The sequence below is a fragment of the Pseudoalteromonas sp. EB27 genome, from assembly GCF_001974875.1.
Taxonomy (GTDB): Bacteria; Pseudomonadota; Gammaproteobacteria; order Enterobacterales; family Alteromonadaceae; genus Pseudoalteromonas.
The window spans coordinates 172,338-190,438 of sequence record NZ_MTQD01000007.1 but is presented as its reverse complement, the minus strand read 5'-3'; the positions used below and the strand labels follow the sequence as shown (position 1 = coordinate 190,438).

14 protein-coding genes are annotated in these 18,101 nt (G+C 38.5%); 5 read left to right on the top strand and 9 right to left on the bottom strand.

From position 1 onward, the window contains the following. The first annotated feature begins 17 nt into the window (after positions 1-17). Positions 18-1,322, top strand: a complete 1,305-nt coding sequence (locus tag BW142_RS09885; protein ID WP_002958629.1) for a DEAD/DEAH box helicase — start codon at positions 18-20, stop codon at positions 1,320-1,322. 30 nt (positions 1,323-1,352) lie between these two features. On the opposite strand, the gene BW142_RS09880 is transcribed toward BW142_RS09885, so the two are convergent. Together BW142_RS09880 and BW142_RS09875 are read right to left on the bottom strand one after the other, a co-directional pair. Then, complete coding sequence (locus BW142_RS09880; RefSeq protein WP_083707571.1) at positions 1,353-2,852, bottom strand: amidase family protein; 1,500 nt, start codon at positions 2,850-2,852, stop codon at positions 1,353-1,355. A 95-nt stretch (positions 2,853-2,947) separates the two neighbouring features. Further along, a complete protein-coding gene (locus BW142_RS09875; RefSeq protein WP_076924765.1) occupies positions 2,948-4,555 on the bottom strand; it encodes an NAD(P)/FAD-dependent oxidoreductase in 1,608 nt (535 codons plus the stop codon). 194 nt (positions 4,556-4,749) lie between these two features. Here BW142_RS09875 and fdxA point away from each other — a divergent pair, with 194 nt between their 5' ends. The 3 genes from fdxA to BW142_RS09860 all read left to right on the top strand — a co-directional run bounded on the left by fdxA (position 4,750) and on the right by BW142_RS09860 (position 9,783). Then, positions 4,750-5,073: a ferredoxin FdxA gene (gene fdxA / locus BW142_RS09870; RefSeq protein ID WP_024599924.1), complete on the top strand. Its 324-nt coding sequence runs from the start codon at positions 4,750-4,752 to the stop codon at positions 5,071-5,073. A gap of 135 nt (positions 5,074-5,208) precedes the next feature. Next, on the top strand, positions 5,209-7,452 hold the full coding sequence (locus BW142_RS09865) for a carbohydrate binding family 9 domain-containing protein (RefSeq protein ID WP_076924764.1): 2,244 nt from the start codon (positions 5,209-5,211) through the stop codon (positions 7,450-7,452). Between the two features lie 420 nt (positions 7,453-7,872). Then, positions 7,873-9,783 (top strand): bifunctional diguanylate cyclase/phosphodiesterase, encoded by a 1,911-nt coding sequence (locus BW142_RS09860; protein WP_076924763.1) that lies wholly within the window; start codon positions 7,873-7,875, stop codon positions 9,781-9,783. A gap of 62 nt (positions 9,784-9,845) precedes the next feature. On the opposite strand, the gene BW142_RS09855 is transcribed toward BW142_RS09860, so the two are convergent. From BW142_RS09855 to BW142_RS09825, 7 genes are all read right to left on the bottom strand, one after another. Continuing rightward, positions 9,846-10,550, bottom strand: a complete 705-nt coding sequence (locus BW142_RS09855) for a TorF family putative porin (RefSeq protein ID WP_076924762.1) — start codon at positions 10,548-10,550, stop codon at positions 9,846-9,848. Between the two features lie 9 nt (positions 10,551-10,559). After that, positions 10,560-11,777, bottom strand: coding sequence for a BCCT family transporter (locus BW142_RS09850; protein WP_024599928.1), 1,218 nt, complete (start codon positions 11,775-11,777; stop codon positions 10,560-10,562). A 158-nt stretch (positions 11,778-11,935) separates the two neighbouring features. Continuing rightward, positions 11,936-13,603 carry a choline dehydrogenase gene (gene betA / locus BW142_RS09845; RefSeq protein ID WP_076924761.1) on the bottom strand — a complete coding sequence of 556 codons (1,668 nt, stop codon included), beginning with the start codon at positions 13,601-13,603 and terminating at the stop codon, positions 11,936-11,938. A gap of 11 nt (positions 13,604-13,614) precedes the next feature. Further along, positions 13,615-15,078: a betaine-aldehyde dehydrogenase gene (gene betB, locus BW142_RS09840; protein WP_024604518.1), complete on the bottom strand. Its 1,464-nt coding sequence runs from the start codon at positions 15,076-15,078 to the stop codon at positions 13,615-13,617. Position 15,079: 1 nt separating this feature from the next. Next, positions 15,080-15,655 carry a transcriptional regulator BetI gene (gene betI / locus BW142_RS09835; RefSeq protein ID WP_024603276.1) on the bottom strand — a complete coding sequence of 192 codons (576 nt, stop codon included), beginning with the start codon at positions 15,653-15,655 and terminating at the stop codon, positions 15,080-15,082. 409 nt (positions 15,656-16,064) lie between these two features. Then, entirely contained in the window at positions 16,065-16,370 is a 306-nt protein-coding gene (locus tag BW142_RS09830) for a hypothetical protein (protein ID WP_076924760.1), read from the bottom strand. Beyond that, positions 16,370-16,627, bottom strand: coding sequence for a DUF3081 domain-containing protein (locus BW142_RS09825; protein ID WP_008169639.1), 258 nt, complete (start codon positions 16,625-16,627; stop codon positions 16,370-16,372). The genes BW142_RS09830 and BW142_RS09825 overlap by 1 nt, the downstream gene beginning before the upstream one ends. Before the next feature lie 145 nt (positions 16,628-16,772). Between BW142_RS09825 and BW142_RS09820 the strand changes: the two genes are divergently transcribed. Beyond that, positions 16,773-18,053, top strand: coding sequence for a flavohemoglobin expression-modulating QEGLA motif protein (locus tag BW142_RS09820; protein ID WP_008169642.1), 1,281 nt, complete (start codon positions 16,773-16,775; stop codon positions 18,051-18,053). Positions 18,054-18,101 lie beyond the last annotated feature (48 nt).

Genomic DNA, 18,101 nt, shown 5'->3' with positions numbered 1-18,101 from the left:
GCCGTAGGTTATACAGCATGAATTTTAAATCTTTTAGTTTCGCTCCTGAAATCATCCAGGCGTTGGACGAACTTAACTATCACACCCTTACGCCCATTCAGCGCGCAGCAATTCCTGCTGTTCGTAAAGGTAAAGACGTTTTAGCCAGTGCACAAACTGGTACCGGCAAAACAGCCGCGTTTGCTTTACCTATCATCCAAAAATTGGTTGAGTCTGAACTCAGCACAACTAATGCACCTCATGCATTAGTACTTGCTCCAACGCGTGAACTTGCAGAACAAATTGCAAATAACTTTAGAGATTTTGCAAAGCATACATCACTTAAAGTCGTTAGCTTATTTGGTGGTGTTAGCACTGCAGGCCAAGCAAATGCTTTAAAAGAAGGTGTAGATATTGTTGTTGCAACGCCAGGTCGTTTATTTGATCATATTCGTTTAGGTAACTTGAGCCTTGCAAGTGTTAAGCACCTTGTTCTTGATGAAGCTGACCGTATGCTTGATATGGGCTTTATTGAAGATATGCAAAACGTTATTAAAAGCTGTGCAGAAGAGCGCCAGATTTTACTTTTCTCAGCGACTTTCCCTGCAGCAATTAAACAGTTTGCATCTAAAGTATTGAAACAAGCTGAAATAGTGCGTGTTGATCAAACTAACAGTACAGCAAGCACCGTTGAGCATGTTGTTTACCCAGTTGAAGAACGTCGTAAGCAAGAGCTACTTTCTGAATTGATTGGTAAGAAAAACTGGCAACAAGTGCTTGTCTTCGTAAACATGAAAGAAACCGCTGACGAGCTTGTTAAAGAGCTTAATCTTGATGGTATTCCGGCAGGCGTTTGCCACGGTGATAAATCTCAAGGTAACCGTCGTCGTGCTTTACGTGAATTTAAAGAAGGCAAAGTGCGCGTATTAGTGGCTACAGAAGTGGCAGCTCGTGGTATTGATATTGATGGTTTACCTCGTGTAATTAATATTGATTTACCATGGCTTGCAGAAGATTACGTTCACCGTATTGGCCGTACAGGTCGTGCTGGTCGCCAAGGTCAAGCAATCTCATTTGTTAGCCGCGAAGAAGAAAACACCTTGTTTGAAATTGAAACGTTAATCGGTCAAAAAATCAAACGTGTATATCTAGAAGGTTACGAAGTAAGTAACCGTGAAGTACTAATTGATAAAATTGGTAAAAAACCAGCGCATTTACGCCGTACACGCTCTAACAAGTTATCAGGACAAGCAACTGGTGAAGCGAGAGCAGTAAATCGCTCACGTATTTCAAGCGTTCGCAAAAGCTTAAAAGGCGAAAAACTGTCACTTAAAAAGTCATAGTTAACGCCGTTTAGTTAAAAAAACCTGAGTTTACTCAGGTTTTTTTGTGCCTGGTGATAACACCTCATCAATAGTATTTGCATATTCATAAGCCGCTTGCTCGTCCCCTTTATTTGCTATTATGGATAAACCAACCGGCAAACCACTTACTTTTCCGACCGGTAGGGTTATGTGTGTTGTGCCTGCAATAGCAGATAACGAACTACTACTGCCATTAAAATTATCACCATTAACTAAGTCTGTTTTCCAGGCCGGTGATACTGTAGGCGCTATAACAATATCAAGCTTGTTGTTTTTATACACATTAACAATGGCTGTCGTTGCTAAAGTGCGATAGCGGTCTTTAGTCTCCTGGTATTTTTGTTTGTTAGTTAAATCAATAGCCTGCGATTGAACTAGGATATCTTGCTCAAAGTGGGGCATTTCTGTATTTTTATTTTGAATATTAAAATTAATAAGTGCTTTTAGGCTTTTAACAGCCACTTGTGTTGGAGTGCTTGCGAGGTAGTGATTAATTTCGGCTTTGAAGTCGTAAAGTAAAATATAGTATTCATCAACAAATAGCGTATCTAAGTTGTCAGTAATATCTACATTAATAATAGTGTGCCCAGCCTGTTTTAATGCTTGTAACTGCTTGGCATAAAGGCGCTGCGTTTCAATTGTAAATTTATCGCTAGGTAGCGCACCAATAATAAGTGATGATTTTGATTTTAGATTACCTGTTTTTAATTCAAACCCTGTAGTTGTCGTATCAAGAGAGTCCTCACCTTGCAAAACAGATAAAACCAGTAGCGAATCTTTAAGTGAATGCGCCATCGGCCCTACTGAATCTTGGCTACTTGAAAGAGGCACAACACCTGAGCGTGATACTTGGCCCATACTCGGTTTTATTGCATAAACTCCATTTACTGAGGCAGGGCACGTAATTGAACCGTCTGTTTCAGTCCCTAATGCTATGGGCGCAAAGTTAAGTGCTACTGCAACAGCAGAACCTGCGCTAGAACCACATGGGTTACGTGTTACATCGTGCGCATTATGTGTTTGTCCGCCTACGGCACTCCAGCCTGAAGATGAATAGGATGAACGAAAATTTGCCCATTCACTTAAATTAGCTTTGCCTAAAATTATAGCGCCTGCATTACGTAGTTGTTTAACAACAAAAGCATCATTATTAGTAACGTTATTTTTAAGTGCTAAAGAGCCAGCCGTTGTGGGAAGTGTGCCTTTAGTCTCAATATTATCTTTAAGAAGTACAGGTATTCCATGTAATGGTCCAGCCCAAGTTCCTTTAGTGGCAAGTTCATCTAGCGTTTTAGCTTGAGCAAGTGCTGTAGGCTCTAGACTAATAACTGCATTATATTGTGGATTAAGTTTATTAATTCGGTCTATATAATTTTGGGTGAGTTGCTGTGCATTAATAGAATTATTTTTATATGCACTGTGAATTTCATCGATGGTTTTTAGTTCTTGTGCTTTAGCGTTAAAAATTGCCAATACACTAAGCAACGAAAAGGTAAATGTTTTGATCATTGTTGAGGTGCTTAAGTTGTTATTATTTTCTATACATTTAGCACAAAAAAGCCTCACAATGTGAGGCTTTTCGATAAACAGCTTAAAAAAGAGGTTTAAGCGTTTTCTAGCATAGACAGCGCAACCGCCTCAGCTGCTTTAATACCATCAATGCCCGCTGATAAAATACCGCCCGCGTAGCCTGCACCTTCACCTGCAGGGTAAAGCCCTTTAGTATTAATGCTTTGGAACGTTTTATCGCGTTTAATACTGATTGGCGACGAAGTACGTGTTTCAACGCCGGTTAATAAACCGTCGTTAGTAGAAAAACCACGAATTTGTTTATTAAACGCAGGTATAGCTTCGCGAAGAGCATCAATAGCAAATTGCGGTAGTACCTTACTTAAATCAGTTAACTTAATACCGGGTGTGTAAGAAGGTTGTACTTCACCTAAGTTTTCTGATGATTTACCTTTTAAAAAGTCGCCAATTAACTGTGCTGGTGCATCGTAGTTGCTACCACCAAGCTCATACGCTTGTTCTTCAAGTTTGCGCTGTAAGTCTATACCAGCAAGAGGATTACCCGGGAAATCCTGCTCTGGAGAAATACCTACAACAATAGCACTGTTAGCGTTGCGCTCACTTCGTGAATATTGGCTCATACCGTTGGTAACAACGCGGCCTTCTTCAGACGTTGCCGCTACAACAGTACCGCCTGGGCACATACAAAAGCTGTAAACTGTGCGACCATTATCACAATGGTGAACAAGTTTATAATCGGCAGAGCCTAAAATAGGGTTACCAGCATTTGTACCAAAACGACATTCATCGATCATTGATTGTTTATGCTCGATCCTAAAACCGACTGAGAAAGGTTTTGCTTCAACATAAATGCCTTTTTTGTGGATCATATCAAACGTGTCACGAGCACTATGACCTACAGCTAATACAACATGGCGAGTATTTAACTGCTCGCCATTTGAAAGCGTTAAGCCTGTTACTTGCCCATCATCTAAATGAATGTCGTCAACACGTGTACTAAAGCGAATTTCACCACCGAGTTCGATTATACGAGCACGCATTTTTTCAATCATGGTGACAAGTTTAAATGTACCAATATGTGGCTTACTTACGTATAAAATTTCATCTGGTGCGCCAGCTTCTACAAACTCAGTTATTACTTTACGACCATAATGTTTTGGATCTTTTACTTGGCTGTATAACTTACCGTCTGAAAACGTACCTGCGCCGCCTTCACCAAATTGTACGTTTGATTCTGTGTTAAGTGTGCGTTTACGCCAAAAACCAAACGTGTCTTTTGTACGTTCACGTACTTCTTTACCGCGCTCTAATATAATGGGATTAAAACCCATTTGAGCAAGTAATAAGCCTGCAAATAAACCACAAGGGCCAAAACCAATAACGACAGGGCGCTCTGTTATATTTTCGCTGGCTTGGGCTACAAATTTATAGTTTGTGTCTGGCGCTACTTTTACATGTTGGTCTTTTTCAAATGCTGAGAGTAGCTTGGCTTCGTTATCAACTTCTATATCGAGTGTATAAATAAGTAAAATAGCTGATTTTTTACGTGCGTCATAACCACGTTTGAACACATTAAAACTGTGCAATTGTTCTGGTTGGATTTTTAGTTTATTTACAATTGCTTGACCAATTGCATCTTCGTCATGATCAAGTGGCAGCTTTATTTCGGTTAAACGTATCATTTATATCTCTTTTAGGTGTCATAGCGGGGTATTATTACCGCTCACAATAAGGGAATGCAGGGCACAATGGGTGTGCAAACATAAGGCGCGTATTTTACGTTAAAATAGGGTGATATGGCACTTATTTATTGTATTTTTGGGGTGGATGGGTATGATCCACAACTGTTGTTTAAAATCTTAGGTATTAAAATAGTATGGCGTTTGTAGTCACCGAAAATTGTATAAAATGTAAGTACACCGATTGCGTATCAGTGTGCCCTGCAGATGCATTTTTTGAAGGCCCTAATTTTTTAGCTATTAGCCCGATTGATTGTATCGATTGCGGTTTATGTGTCCCTGAATGTTCAGCTGATGCAATATACCAAGAAGATGAGCTACCAGAATCTCAAAAAGAGTTCACAGAATTAAATGCTGAACTCGCATTGGTATGGCCGCGCATTACAGAGGTTAAACCTGCACCAGAGGACGCTGATGTATGGAATGGCATAGACAATAAGCTTAAACTACTCGAAACTTGATGGGTAACATTAGTTACTCCTTTATCATTAAATAGTTAATTTTTCATTTCAAAGTATTAACAAATGTACCTGGATAAATTACAATCCCCAGCTTAAGTTACTCCCTATGAGTAATTACAGTCTAAATGGATGTTTATGCAGTACTTTATAACTATAATAAAAAAGTTTACCTTCCTATTTTTAAGTTTCGTTTTATTACTCTCAAGCCTTGATGTAGCGGCTAGTAAACAGCAAGTACCCTTATCTCGTATTGATTCAAATATCACTATTGATGGTGTTATGGATGAAGCGCACTGGAAAAACGCGACACGTATACCTCTACTCTACCAAGATGAGCCTAACGAAAAAGGCACACCTCCTGTAAAAACTGATGCTTTTATTTACGAAGATGGCACAAACTTATATGTTGCCTTTATTGCAGAGGATCCAAACCCTGAGCAAATTCGTGCATCACTTCGTGACCGCGATACGCTGTGGGAAGACGACGTAGTTATTCTTGTTATTGATACATTTAATGATGAACGCAGTGGTTATGAATTTCATGTGAATCCCCTTGGTGCACAAGGCGATATAAGAATGACCGACACCGATGGGTGGAGCTCAGATACCTCATGGAATGCTATTTGGGATAGCGCGGGACAAATTAACGAGCAAGGTTACGTTGTTGAAATGCGTATTCCTTTTATGGCACTGCGCTTTCCTGAAAATGAAAAAGAGCTAACGTGGGGTTTTTCAGTCATGAGAAACTATCAACGTGATGTTTTATATCAGCTATCAAATATGGGGTTTGATAGAAATATAAAATGTAGCCTTTGTCAGTTTGATAAGTTAGTGGGTTTTAGCGATATTGAATCGAGTAAAAATATTCAATTAACACCTACATTGACTGCACTTCGTAACGATAATAAATCTGAATTACCGGGTAATTGGGATAATGGCGATATAGATACCGAAGTGGGCTTAGATTTGCGCTGGGGTTTAACCAAGGACGCTGTTTTAAATGCGACGATCAATCCAGATTTTTCGCAAGTAGAAACAGACTCTTTAGAGCTCGATGTAAATACAACCTTCTCAATTTATTACGCCGAAAAACGTCCTTTCTTTTTAGATGGTGCTTCTTACTTTAAAAGCAGCTTATTTGAACTTTTATATACACGTACAATTGCAGAGCCTACTTTAGGTGCAAAGCTAACCGGTAAAACGGGCGACCATAGTTATGCTTTAATGCTCGCTGATGATGATAATAGTAATATTTTACTGCCAACGAATCAGGGCTCAGGCTTTGCAAGCCTAAACAAAAAAACGAATGCGGCTGCTGGGCGTTATCAATATGACTTAGGTCAGCAAGGTACTATTGGTATTTCAAGCACGCACAGAGAAAGTGATGACTATCACAACACTGTATTATCAGTGGACGGTAGCTACTGGTTTAATCAATCGGACACTCTTTTGTATCAAGTATCATCTGCTGATACACGTAACTCTGAATTTTTAATTCAAAATTATAACCTATCTGAAACTCAGTCAGATGAAGCATATGCCCTGGAACTTACGCGCGATAAACGTGATTACAAATTGTTTGCATCGTATGAAAATATTGGGCAGGACTATCGCACTGATTTAGGTTATCAAGCTAAAGTAGATTATGAAAAAGTAGGCTTTGGTGGTGGACAAACATGGTACAGAGATGAATCTGATTTACTTACCTCATGGTCATACGAAGCTGACTGGGATAAAACGTGGGCGCAAAATGGCGACTTACTTGAAGAAGAACACGAGGGCTTTTTAAGCTTCAAAGGTCAAAAACAATCTATTTTTGAAATTGGTTTAGTACATCGCTATGAAAACTATAATGGCAATTTTTATAATCAAAATATTGGTTTTATTTACACCGGTTTTAAACCCACTAAAGATTTAAAGCTTTCGTTATATATTGAATACGCTAGCCGCATTGATTATGCAAATGAGCAACTAGGCGATGCGTTTGACACTCAAACCCAAGTTGTGTGGGACATTAACGACCATTGGCAACTCGATGTAAAACATAACTACAGCCAATTAGATAATCCGCAAGGGGATCGTGTATTTACTGCTAACCTAGTCGATTTTAGACTTCATTATAAATTTAGTATGCGTTCAATTCTTAAATTAATTTTACAATTTGAAGACATTGATAGAGACGAAAACGCCTATTTTTATCAAGTTAGCCAAATTAACAAAGACTATGGTAGTCAGCTTGTTTACTCATATAAAATTAATGCACAAACGTTGTTTTATTTGGGTTACTCAGATAGAGGCTACCAAGACGATTCTCTTAAAAATATTGAGCGAGATCAACGTACATTTTTTACAAAAGTTAGCTATGCATGGCAGCTTTAAATATTAAAATAATAATTGTATCTGCGATAATTGTTACATTCCTAGGTTTTTTAACAAGGCATGATGTTGAAGAATAATTTTAGGAAATGTTGTATTAAAGCATCGGGAATGTCAGAAAGGATTATCAAAGACAGATACTAAAGGCTGTAATGGTGTGGCCTAGATTGACGCTGAAGAAAAATTATAGAGCTTATTGACGGTATGTATTAAATTTTAAACAATTGAAACCTTTTTGTTTATTTTTGTTAATCCCACCTATACTATATTAAATTGAGTGAGTTAATACGTTATTGTTACAGTTTTTTGTTATTCTAATGGCTTAGGATTATATCAATGCTTGCTTAGTACTAAATGCAGGCGATATAATTCGTTTTTTGGTGGTGGGTTTAATGGGAGAAGCAAAATAGATGGATTTTTTTTATGAGTAAACTTAAACCGCTCGGTTTTATTTTTCTAATTATAATTCTATTTTGTTTTTGTATAAACATAGAGTTAACGAATCAGATCAACCGTATAAATTTATTTAATACCAGTATTGATATACGAAGTTTCGAAATAACTAATACCACTCTTGAAATGGCTCCTTGGTATAACCCCATTTTGAATGGCCATTATATTATTGAGCAGCCTACTGCCGATTATTTACTTATTAAAACCACTGAGACCCAGTTTGTAGCAGCTGATTCAAATAAGCTAATTGTAATGACGCTTGCATCACCTATTAACTTTTTACTCTTATGTATTTTAGTATTCGGTTCTGGTTTGTATTTACGTAGGGAGCGCAGAAAGCGCCACTATAAAAATCAGATAGCAGAGCTTAACCTTCAAGCCAATAGCTTATTAACTGCATTTAACTTGCAAGTAAAACCAGCTGAGAACCCTTTGGGTGTAAGCAGCTTAGGTCAATCTATAAATAGTTTAAATACGCATGTTGCTAATTATGTAAAACAAACACAAACCAGTATATGCCAAGACAAACTGACGCTGTTAATTGACCGCCATGCTTATATTGAACATATCGACAGACAAATTAATCATGCTAACCAAGAAGATCTCAAATGCGCACTCCTGTTTATCGACCTTGATGGCTTTAAACAAGTAAACGACTCATTTGGTCATAGTTTTGGTGATGAAATATTAGTTCAAGTTGCTACTCGCCTTGCCAATGTTCTACGCCACCATAAATTAAGTAATATAAATAGTGCTAACCAATTAGAACAAAACTTATCGAGGTTGGGAGGAGATGAATTTTCCATTTTTATAGAGTTACTTGATGATAGCGACAGAGTTGTTGAAATTGCTAAACACGTGCTTAGTGAGCTTGAAAAAGACTTTGTGCTAGGTAACAAAATAGTAAAAATTAGTGCCAGCATTGGTATTGCGGCTTATCCAGAAAGTGCATCAACGCCGCAGGCTCTTTTGCAATTAGCTGACGTGGCTATGTATAGGGCTAAAAGCGATGGTAAGGGGATATTTAAAGTTTACTCACCAGAAATGGGTAACAAAATGCGCCGTTACCATTATTTACTTGAAGAGCTGCGTTTAGCGGTCGCGTGTAAAGATTTTTACTTATCTTTTCAACCGATTGTACATGTTGAAGATTGTATGATTGATTATTTTGAGGCGCTTACCCGATGGGATCATCCAGTTGAGGGTATGATCCCCCCTTCAGAATTTATTCCAATAGCAGAGGAATCTAATTTAATATTAGAGCTTGGCGATTGGATTATGCTTGAATCGTGTAGACAGATGGCCGCATGGCACAATGCAGGTATGCGCAAAGTGAAAATATCAGTTAATGTTTCGGGCATTCAATTAAAGCATCGTGATATTTATGATTGGGTAATGAAGAAGCTCAAAAAAACCGGCTTACCAGCTACGTCTCTGATGCTTGAAATTACTGAATCTACATTTATTAAAGCCAGCCCTAAAATAATTAAAGACTTAAGTAGATTAAGAGAAGAGGGCATTACCATTGCAATTGATGATTTCGGTACAGGTTTTAGCTCGTTAAGTACATTAGCTGATTTACCAATAGATGTTATTAAAATTGATCGCTCGTTTATATCTCAAGCTAATAAGAGCCAAAAATACAACGACATATTAAATACAATTAGTGATCTAGGGAAAAAGTTAGGTCTTAAAATTGTGGCTGAAGGCGTTGAAGAAATAGGGCAGTTTGAACTTGTTAAAAAAATGGGTGTGAGTTCTGTTCAGGGTTATTTAGTAAGCCGACCTGAGTCATCAGCTAATGTAGGTAATAAAGTATTACGCAATAACACCAGTAACCTTTCAGCATCGGGTACAAGTGCTTGGGATATTGTTAGTTAGTTTATAAATAAAAATGCCACTCTAAATAGAGTGGCATTTTTGTTTAATCAGTAATAATTGTATTAAAGATCAAATGTGCGAGAAACAGCAAGTACGATACGCTCATCAGCATAATCGTAATCTAAGCTTGTGTTTTCAGCAGCCACTTCAATACCAAAACCTTCGTAGCTTGTTTGGTATGCCAAGCGATAGTGGTGGTATGATTTATCACCCTTAGCGCCATCCCACTGAAACTTATCGCCATCAAGTGAATTTGAAATATCAAAACTTGCGCGTAGTGCGTGGTTTGGAGCTAGTTCATAAGTGTGAGCAACCATTGAAATTACATGACCGGCGCCTGTTCCAAAGTAATCCCAGCTGTACCAAAAGTTAAGCTCAGTTTGTCCGTACTCACTTACGTAACCAAATTTTGTGTAAGCTTCAGCGTAGTTTCCATCGCTGTTATTACCTTGGTACGTGTAATAAGCAATACCGTAGTCAACGCTAAATTGCTCATCAAGTTGCACATACTTACCTACATAGGCATCAAGTTCAAAATCAGTGTCGTCACCAAAATCTACATTTGAAGCCCACACACCTGCGTAAACACCGCTGTCAAAGGCATAGTCCAAGCTACCTTGAATGGCTGGGTCGCTATCTGTTTGTGTTACACCATTAAAAGTGTAGTCAGACGCTGCAGTGATTGTTGTTGACCAATCAGCAGCTGCAGTTGTTGATAAAAGCGCAAATGGTAGTGCTACTGCAAGTTGTTTTAGTTTGTTATTCATTATTTATCCCTAGTGTACTGTGTCAATTTTTGTGTAATCAATTTCGTTTGCTTTTGGTGAGCTATCTATATTCGTTACTGTTTTAAATTTACTGTAACCAATAAAAGCAGCACAGATAAAGAACAAGCCAATAACTAATGCACCTACCCACTGAATTTGTAAAAATTCCAATTTAAACAATAGTGTAAGTAGTGATAAAGCAACAATGTTTCCGACTATGTATTTCATTTTTCCAAAACGCTTTACGGTAAAGTTTAGGTTATCTGTATATAAACGCACTAACGAATCGAGTGAGTTAATTACAAATACAATACCTACAAATACCATAGCAAAGTTTTTAATACCTTGAGTTGGAATGCCCGCTTCGTGGTAGTGATAAAGTACACTAAACCAAATTGCGATAGGAATAGAAGGGAAAATCAACATTGCAGCCAATACTTGGTATGTTTTAAGTCCACCAACAAAGCGTGATGTAAATTGACCAATCATTATGCTCCATGCGAACCACCAAAATAAGTAAAATTCATGGTAATCATTAAGTGGTAAAACAAATTCATTAATATTAGCAAAGTAAGTACCAATAGAGCCTAAGTTATCTGTAAATGCTGACATTTGACTATCACCGATCACAAATGCGCCAGCCCACATAAAGGCGATTAATACTAAAAATAACCACGTAGTAGAAATACTTAAAATACGTACATATTTAATATCAGTACTTGAGTACACAGCAAAACAGATAGCTGCAAACACAATTAAATAAAACTCAGAAACTATACTTGTTCCATCACCTAATTCGGGTAAATACCATGGTAGGTTTGTAAGCAATAAATAAGCGGTAAATGCACATGTACCAATAATTACAACGTTATTGATAAATTTAACCCAAGGAATTTCGAAAAATTTCACTTTAGGTTCTATTACACAGAAATAAAAGCACGTAAGAAAGTAAAACCCCCAGATCAAAAATCCCCAGTAGCCAAACTCAATAGCCAGTGGATTTGCAAACGCGTATTCTGGGCTTGCTTTTATGTCTGCATAACCTGCAAACTCAGTTAAAGGAAACATGATAAGGCCAACATCAAGGCCAGAAGTAAATAGTATTGCTATAAACGTAAAGGTTCGAACTGGTGTTACACCTACTACGCGAACATTACCCCATTTAATTAAAATAGTGATAATGGCAAGTAAGGTAAAAATGATCCCTGCATTAAGCCAAATAGTCATTGTTACCCTCCAGTAATGAATAAAAATAATTCATAAGCACTCCGTATTTTATTGTTTTATTCTCGCATTAACACAACGTAACCTATTTACATCGTGTGCCACTGCAAGGCACGCATTGGTTTAGCCCGACGAGACTAAACCTGAGCATGTGGCTAAAGTTAGATCTCCGTACTACGTTGTGTTTCTTGCCAGTTTTTTGTTATGGCAACATTCACATCCGATTTCTGTAATGGGTCTTTACCTAAAATTATGTCAGCTGCTTTTTCGGCAACCATAATAGTAGGCGCATTCAAGTTTCCGTTAGGAACCGTTGGGAATATAGATGAGTCAACAACACGTAATCCTTCAATACCATGTACTTGCGTATTTGAGTTAACAACGGCCATATCATCTTCACCCATTTTGCATGAGCAAGAAGGGTGGTAGGCACTTTCTACGGCTTGGCGTACAAAGGCATCTATTTCTTCATCTGTTTGAATATGTTTACCTGGTTGAATTTCTTCATCGCGGTATTCATCAAAGGCACTTTGCTCGATTATGTCGCGTGTTAAGCGAACGCATGCTCTAAAGCCTTCAATATCGTCTTGATGCTCAAGGTAATTAAATAAAATTGTTGGTGGTTGCTCAGGATTTGCAGAAGCAATAGTCACACTACCACGGCTTTTTGGTTTGTTATGACCAACATGTACTTGAAAACCATGACCTGCAAATGCGCTTCGACCGTCGTAACGCATAGCCGCTGGTAAAAAGTGATACTGAATATCTGGCCATTCAACACCTGGTTTTGAGCGAATAAACGCACACGATTCAAAATGATTCGTTGCACCTAAACCCGAACGCGTTAATAACCAGCGCGCGCCAATCAAACCTTTTGAAACAATGCCTAGCTTGCCGTTAAGCGTGATAGGTTGCTTACACTTGTATTGAAAGTAAAACTCAAGATGATCTTGTAAGTTTTGACCAACACCAGGTAGATGATGCTGTACTTCAACGCCTGCTTTTTCAAGCGCTTGTGTGTCACCAATACCAGAGAGTTGTAAAATATGTGGAGAGCCGATTGGGCCTGCACTTAATACAACGTCTTTTGCAGCATATGCAGTTTTAACGTCGCCATTAACTTTGTATTCGATGCCAGTAGCTTTCTTGCCATCTAAAATCACGCGTTGTGCTAGTGCACCTGTAATAATCGTTAAATTACTACGCGATTTAACAGGGTCTAAATACTCACGCGAAGCAGAGCTGCGCACGCCGTCTTTTACGGTCATGTGCATTGGGCCAAAACCCTCTTGCTGCGACGCGTTATAATCACCTGTAGAAGCGTAACCGGCTTGTACACCTGCTTTGATAAAGGTGCGGTAAAGCGGGTTTTTCATTTCGTTGCCGTTATTAACGCCAAGCGGGCCTTTGCCACCACGGTAAGTATTTTCACCAAGGTAAAAGCTTTCTGCCTTTTGAAAATACGGTAAACACGATTGGTAATCCCAGCCGTTTGCACCGTGTTGCTGCCATTCGTCAAAATCTTTTGCGTGGCCACGTACATACACCATGCCATTAATAGATGACGAGCCGCCTAATACTTTGCCTCGTGGGCAATGCATTTCACGGTTATCTAAATGAGGCTCAGGCTGCGTATGAAACTGCCATGCGTATTTGTCACTATTCATAGGAATAGATAACGCGGTTGGCATTTTTATAAAGATACTTTTATCGCTACCGCCAGTTTCAAGTAGTAACACGCGGTTACTTGAATCTTCAGATAAACGGTTGGCTAAAACACAACCCGCCGAACCCGCGCCAACAATAATATAGTCGTAATGATTACTCATAGTAGGGCGCCTTAAAATGGGCTTTCTATGTCGGCCATACCAACATAAATAGACTTAGTTTGCGTGTATTGATCAAGCGTTTGTATACCATTTTCACGGCCAATACCCGATTGCTTATAACCGCCAACTGGCATTTCAGCCGGTGAGTTACCGTATGCATTAATCCAACAAATACCGGCTTGTAACTTATGAATTACGCGGTGAGCACGTTTAATATCACTCGTAAATACGCCAGCAGCTAAGCCTAGGTGTGTACCGTTAGCGCGTGCAATCACATCGTCTTCGTCGTCAAAAACAAGCACGCTCATTACTGGGCCAAATATTTCTTCTTTAACAATAGTCATATCGTCATTACAATCAATAAACACAGTCGGTGCTACAAAATAGCCATTAGGTGCAGATTCTGGTGAAAGCGTTGTACCACCAGTTAAAAGCGTTGCACCTTCTTCTATGCCTTTATTAACGTAGCTCATTACTAGTTCTTGATGCTTTTTAGAAATAAGTGCGCCAAAGTTTGTATTTAAATCTTGTGGGTCGCCAGCAATAATGTTTTTCTCAGTGCGCGCTTTAAGCTCATCAATAAATTGCTGATATACATTTTTATGAACGTAAATACGTGTACAGTTAGTACAAATTTCGCCTTGCGTATAAAAATTACCTAGCATAGCGGCGCTAACCGCTTGCTCAATGTTGGCGTCATCGAATACTAATAGTGGAGATTTACCACCAAGCTCCATCGTGACATCTTTTAAAGTACCGGCAGCACTTGCTACTACTTTTTTACCTGTGCCTACTTCACCCGTGAACGATACTTTGTCAATCTCGCTATGCTGCGTTAGCCACTGGCCTACATCGCCCGCGCCTTGAACCACATTAAACACACCTGCAGGTACGCCAGCTTCAACAAATACTTCTGCAAGTTTAAGAGCGCCCAGTGGTGTTTCTTCTGATGGTTTGAATATAAATGCATTACCAGCAGCAAGGGCAGGGCCCGACTTCCAACATGCAATTTGTAGTGGGTAGTTCCATGCGCCAATACCCGCACAAATACCTAATGGTTCTTTGCGTGTGTAGTAAAAGTCATCACCAACCATTTGTTGTTGGCCTACTTGTGCTGGCGCAAGACCTGCAAAGTATTCAATTACATCAGCGCCAGTTTCAATATCAACACAATTTGCTTCTTGCATTGGTTTACCGGTGTCGAGTACTTCTACAAGTGCTAGTTCATCGTTGCGCTCGCGTAAAATAGCCACTGCTTTTAATAAAATGCGGCTACGTTCAATGGGTGTCATTGCTGACCACTGAGCAAAACCTTGCTTTGCACTCTCAATGGCTGCATTTTGAATAAATTCGTCGGCAATTTCTACTGCGTAAATAACCTCGCCCGTTGCTGGGTTTGTTACATCAAATGTTTTGCCGTTCTGGTTTGCAAGAAAATGGCCGTTAATAAAATTTTGATAGACAGGTGTAGTCACGCTAGGCTCCATATTGCTTGATAAGTGAAAGTACATAGCTTTTTGCTAACTTTTCACAGTGTTTAAACTGATTATTGTCTGATTTACTCAGTACTGCTCTTAACCATAGGCCATCGATCATTGCGGCGCTAAGTTCTGCAGCTTGATTTGCTTGCTCAATAGGCATTAATTGTTTAAAAGAAAATGCTAAATTACTTTGCAAGCGTTTACTGTTTACATTTTGTAGTCGGTGTAATTCTTCATCATGCATCGATTGCGCCCAAAAACTTAACCACGTTCGGGTTGTATCATTACGCTGTTGTACAAGCGCAAAGTTGGCTTCGATAATAAACATTAAACGTTCAGTCGCATTTGTTTGATGATTTACTTTGCCTATCAAGTCTTGTTTTAAGCTTGTTAGTAAGTATCGAACAGTGGCTTCAATCAGCCCCTGCTTACCACCAAAATAATGACTAATAATACCCGACGATAAACCTGCATTTTTACTAATGCTGTTTATAGTCGTTCCTTGTAATCCATTCGTCGCAACAGATTCTATAGTTGCGTCAATTAACTGCTGACGCCTGACAGGTTCCATTCCAACTTTAGGCATAATTTTTATTAATTGAACGTTCAATAAAGATAAGCTTAAGGTAATAGCTCTAACAATTCAAGGTTGAGGTAAATATCTAGATGCCAAAATGTAGATTAATCATTAATAAAAGTGCAACTAATGCGATAAAGTAGATAAAATTTTATTTTATTTAATTTCTTATAAAACATGGTGTTGCAAGGGGTTTTTTGAGATCAAATAATAGTAATGATTTGTTTACAGCAATAAATGAATAAAATATGTGAAAATCGTTAGTGCAGTAATAGTTAGAGCACTAATAGTATTATTTTAATGCAAAAGCGCACTAAACCTGCAATTGCTTAGTGCTCTAATAAATTTATATAGAGAGTAAACTTTATGGTTTTATCGTTTTAAAGCGCTTGGTTTTGAAAGGTTAGGTATTATTAATAACACCTTTAAAAAGGAGAGGGTAACGTCTTAGTCTATTGCCAATATAGTCATCAGCTAAAATTTGCTGGCAAATGAAATCAATATCTTTGCTTGCTTCAAAAACCCAATCAAAGCGCTCTATAGCCAGTAAAAAACCACGCTTTAAATGAGTTTGAGCACGGTACTGTTCTAAATTGTCTTGAATAATAGAGATTTTGCTTGGATCAGATCTAAGCTCTTCTACTACTTGGTTTATAAAAGTAGTATTGAGCTTGCTTGTAGGGCGGTGTCTGAGTTTTCGTGGGTGCATTAGCTCTCGTTTGCAATGTTATATAATTTTTTCAAAAAGTCGTCTTTATGCTTTTCATGTTCATAGTCAAGGTGGTAAGTATTATGAAAACCAAAGCGCAGCTCTACGCCGCTACCTTGTAGGTATACTGTGTAACCATCTACGTCTGAATAAGCAGTAACGCCTTGATAATGCTTACCTTCATCAGTCATTTCACCTTTTTGAATTATACGTTCATACACGGCTAAAATCTGTTTATTGTCGAGTTCGTTTTTCATGTTTTATACCTTTTATTTGATAACTCATACGATACAGATATGAGGGTCGATCATCTTAAAACAATAGCTAAAAAAGTGTGATATTGCTTTGTAATTTAGCTTTTTTAAATTATGCTCAAAACTCATTTATTGTTGAGCTTACACCATGATAGACAAGGCGTTACTACTAAAAACTCGTGAGTTATCGGATCAATTAATTGCATTGCAAACGCCTATTAGGATACTTGATGCTATTAATTGGGATAAACAAACTAAAGAAGAGTTTTTTAGACAGAAATGTCAAAAAAACCCACTTATCGATCGTGCATACTATCAACAGCGCGACCTTGGTTTTGTACCTAGCGAGTTACGCCAAGCGTTTTCTACTTTGCACCGTAACATTATTAACCAACTGGGGCAGTTAAATCCGATTGCTCAATATATGGGAAAAATGTGCACTGAGTATAAAACGGTATTAAGTATGCTTGAATATCGAGGTACGCCAGAATTTCATGACTTATCGGTGGAGTTATTTGGTCACCCTAAAGACTTATTCCATGCCGGTGAGCCCTCACTCTCTGAGCTAGCTAATATGCTAGATAAACCGCTGCAAAATTTACTAATAGCCGACATACTGCCTGACGACCCTAAAAATATTGATGCTGTTGATGCTGTTCGTATTTTGTCTGAGCAAGTAAACGCTAGTATGGCAGGTATAAACGTAGAGGTAATGCTTAGCGATGGTATTGTCAGTGATGCAGCCGCCGGTGCTAATAATATTAAGCTTAATCAAGATGTTAAATTTTCTCAGCGGGAACTGGATATTTTAGAAGTTCACGAAGGCTGGATACACGTGGGCACCACTCAAAATGGTTTAGCACAGCCGTATTTAACATGTTTAAGTAAAGGCACGCCAAGCTCCACTATTACCCAAGAAGGTTTAGCGGTACTTACCGAAATTATTACATTAAAATCGACCCCAAGGCGTTTATCTAAATTAGTAAATCGTATTCAAGCGGTTACAAAGGTAATTGATGGTGCCGAGTTTGTAGATATTTACCGTGATTACGTAGCGCAAGGTTTATCAAAAGATGACAGTTACACACTCGCGCAGCGTGTATTTAGAGGGAGCACGCCAACAGGTCTGCCTTTTACAAAAGACATTGCCTACATTAAAGGCTTTGTACTGGTATATAACTTAATTCGCGTAGCAATACAGCTAGGTCGAATCGATAGGCTTCCTTTATTACTGGTGGGTAAAATATCGATAGATGATTTTAGGTTAATATCGCAGCTTCATGATTTAGGTGTGATAGAGAGCCCACAATTTGTGCCACCACACTTTAAAGACTTACGTGGTTTGGCAACGTGGTTGAGCTTTGGCCGCTTTATTGGCGACTTATCGTTTGAAAAGTTAGAAAACGATTATAAACCGTTATTTTTATAATTAATCAACATAACTTAGCGACATAAAAAAGCCCATAACGGGCTTTTA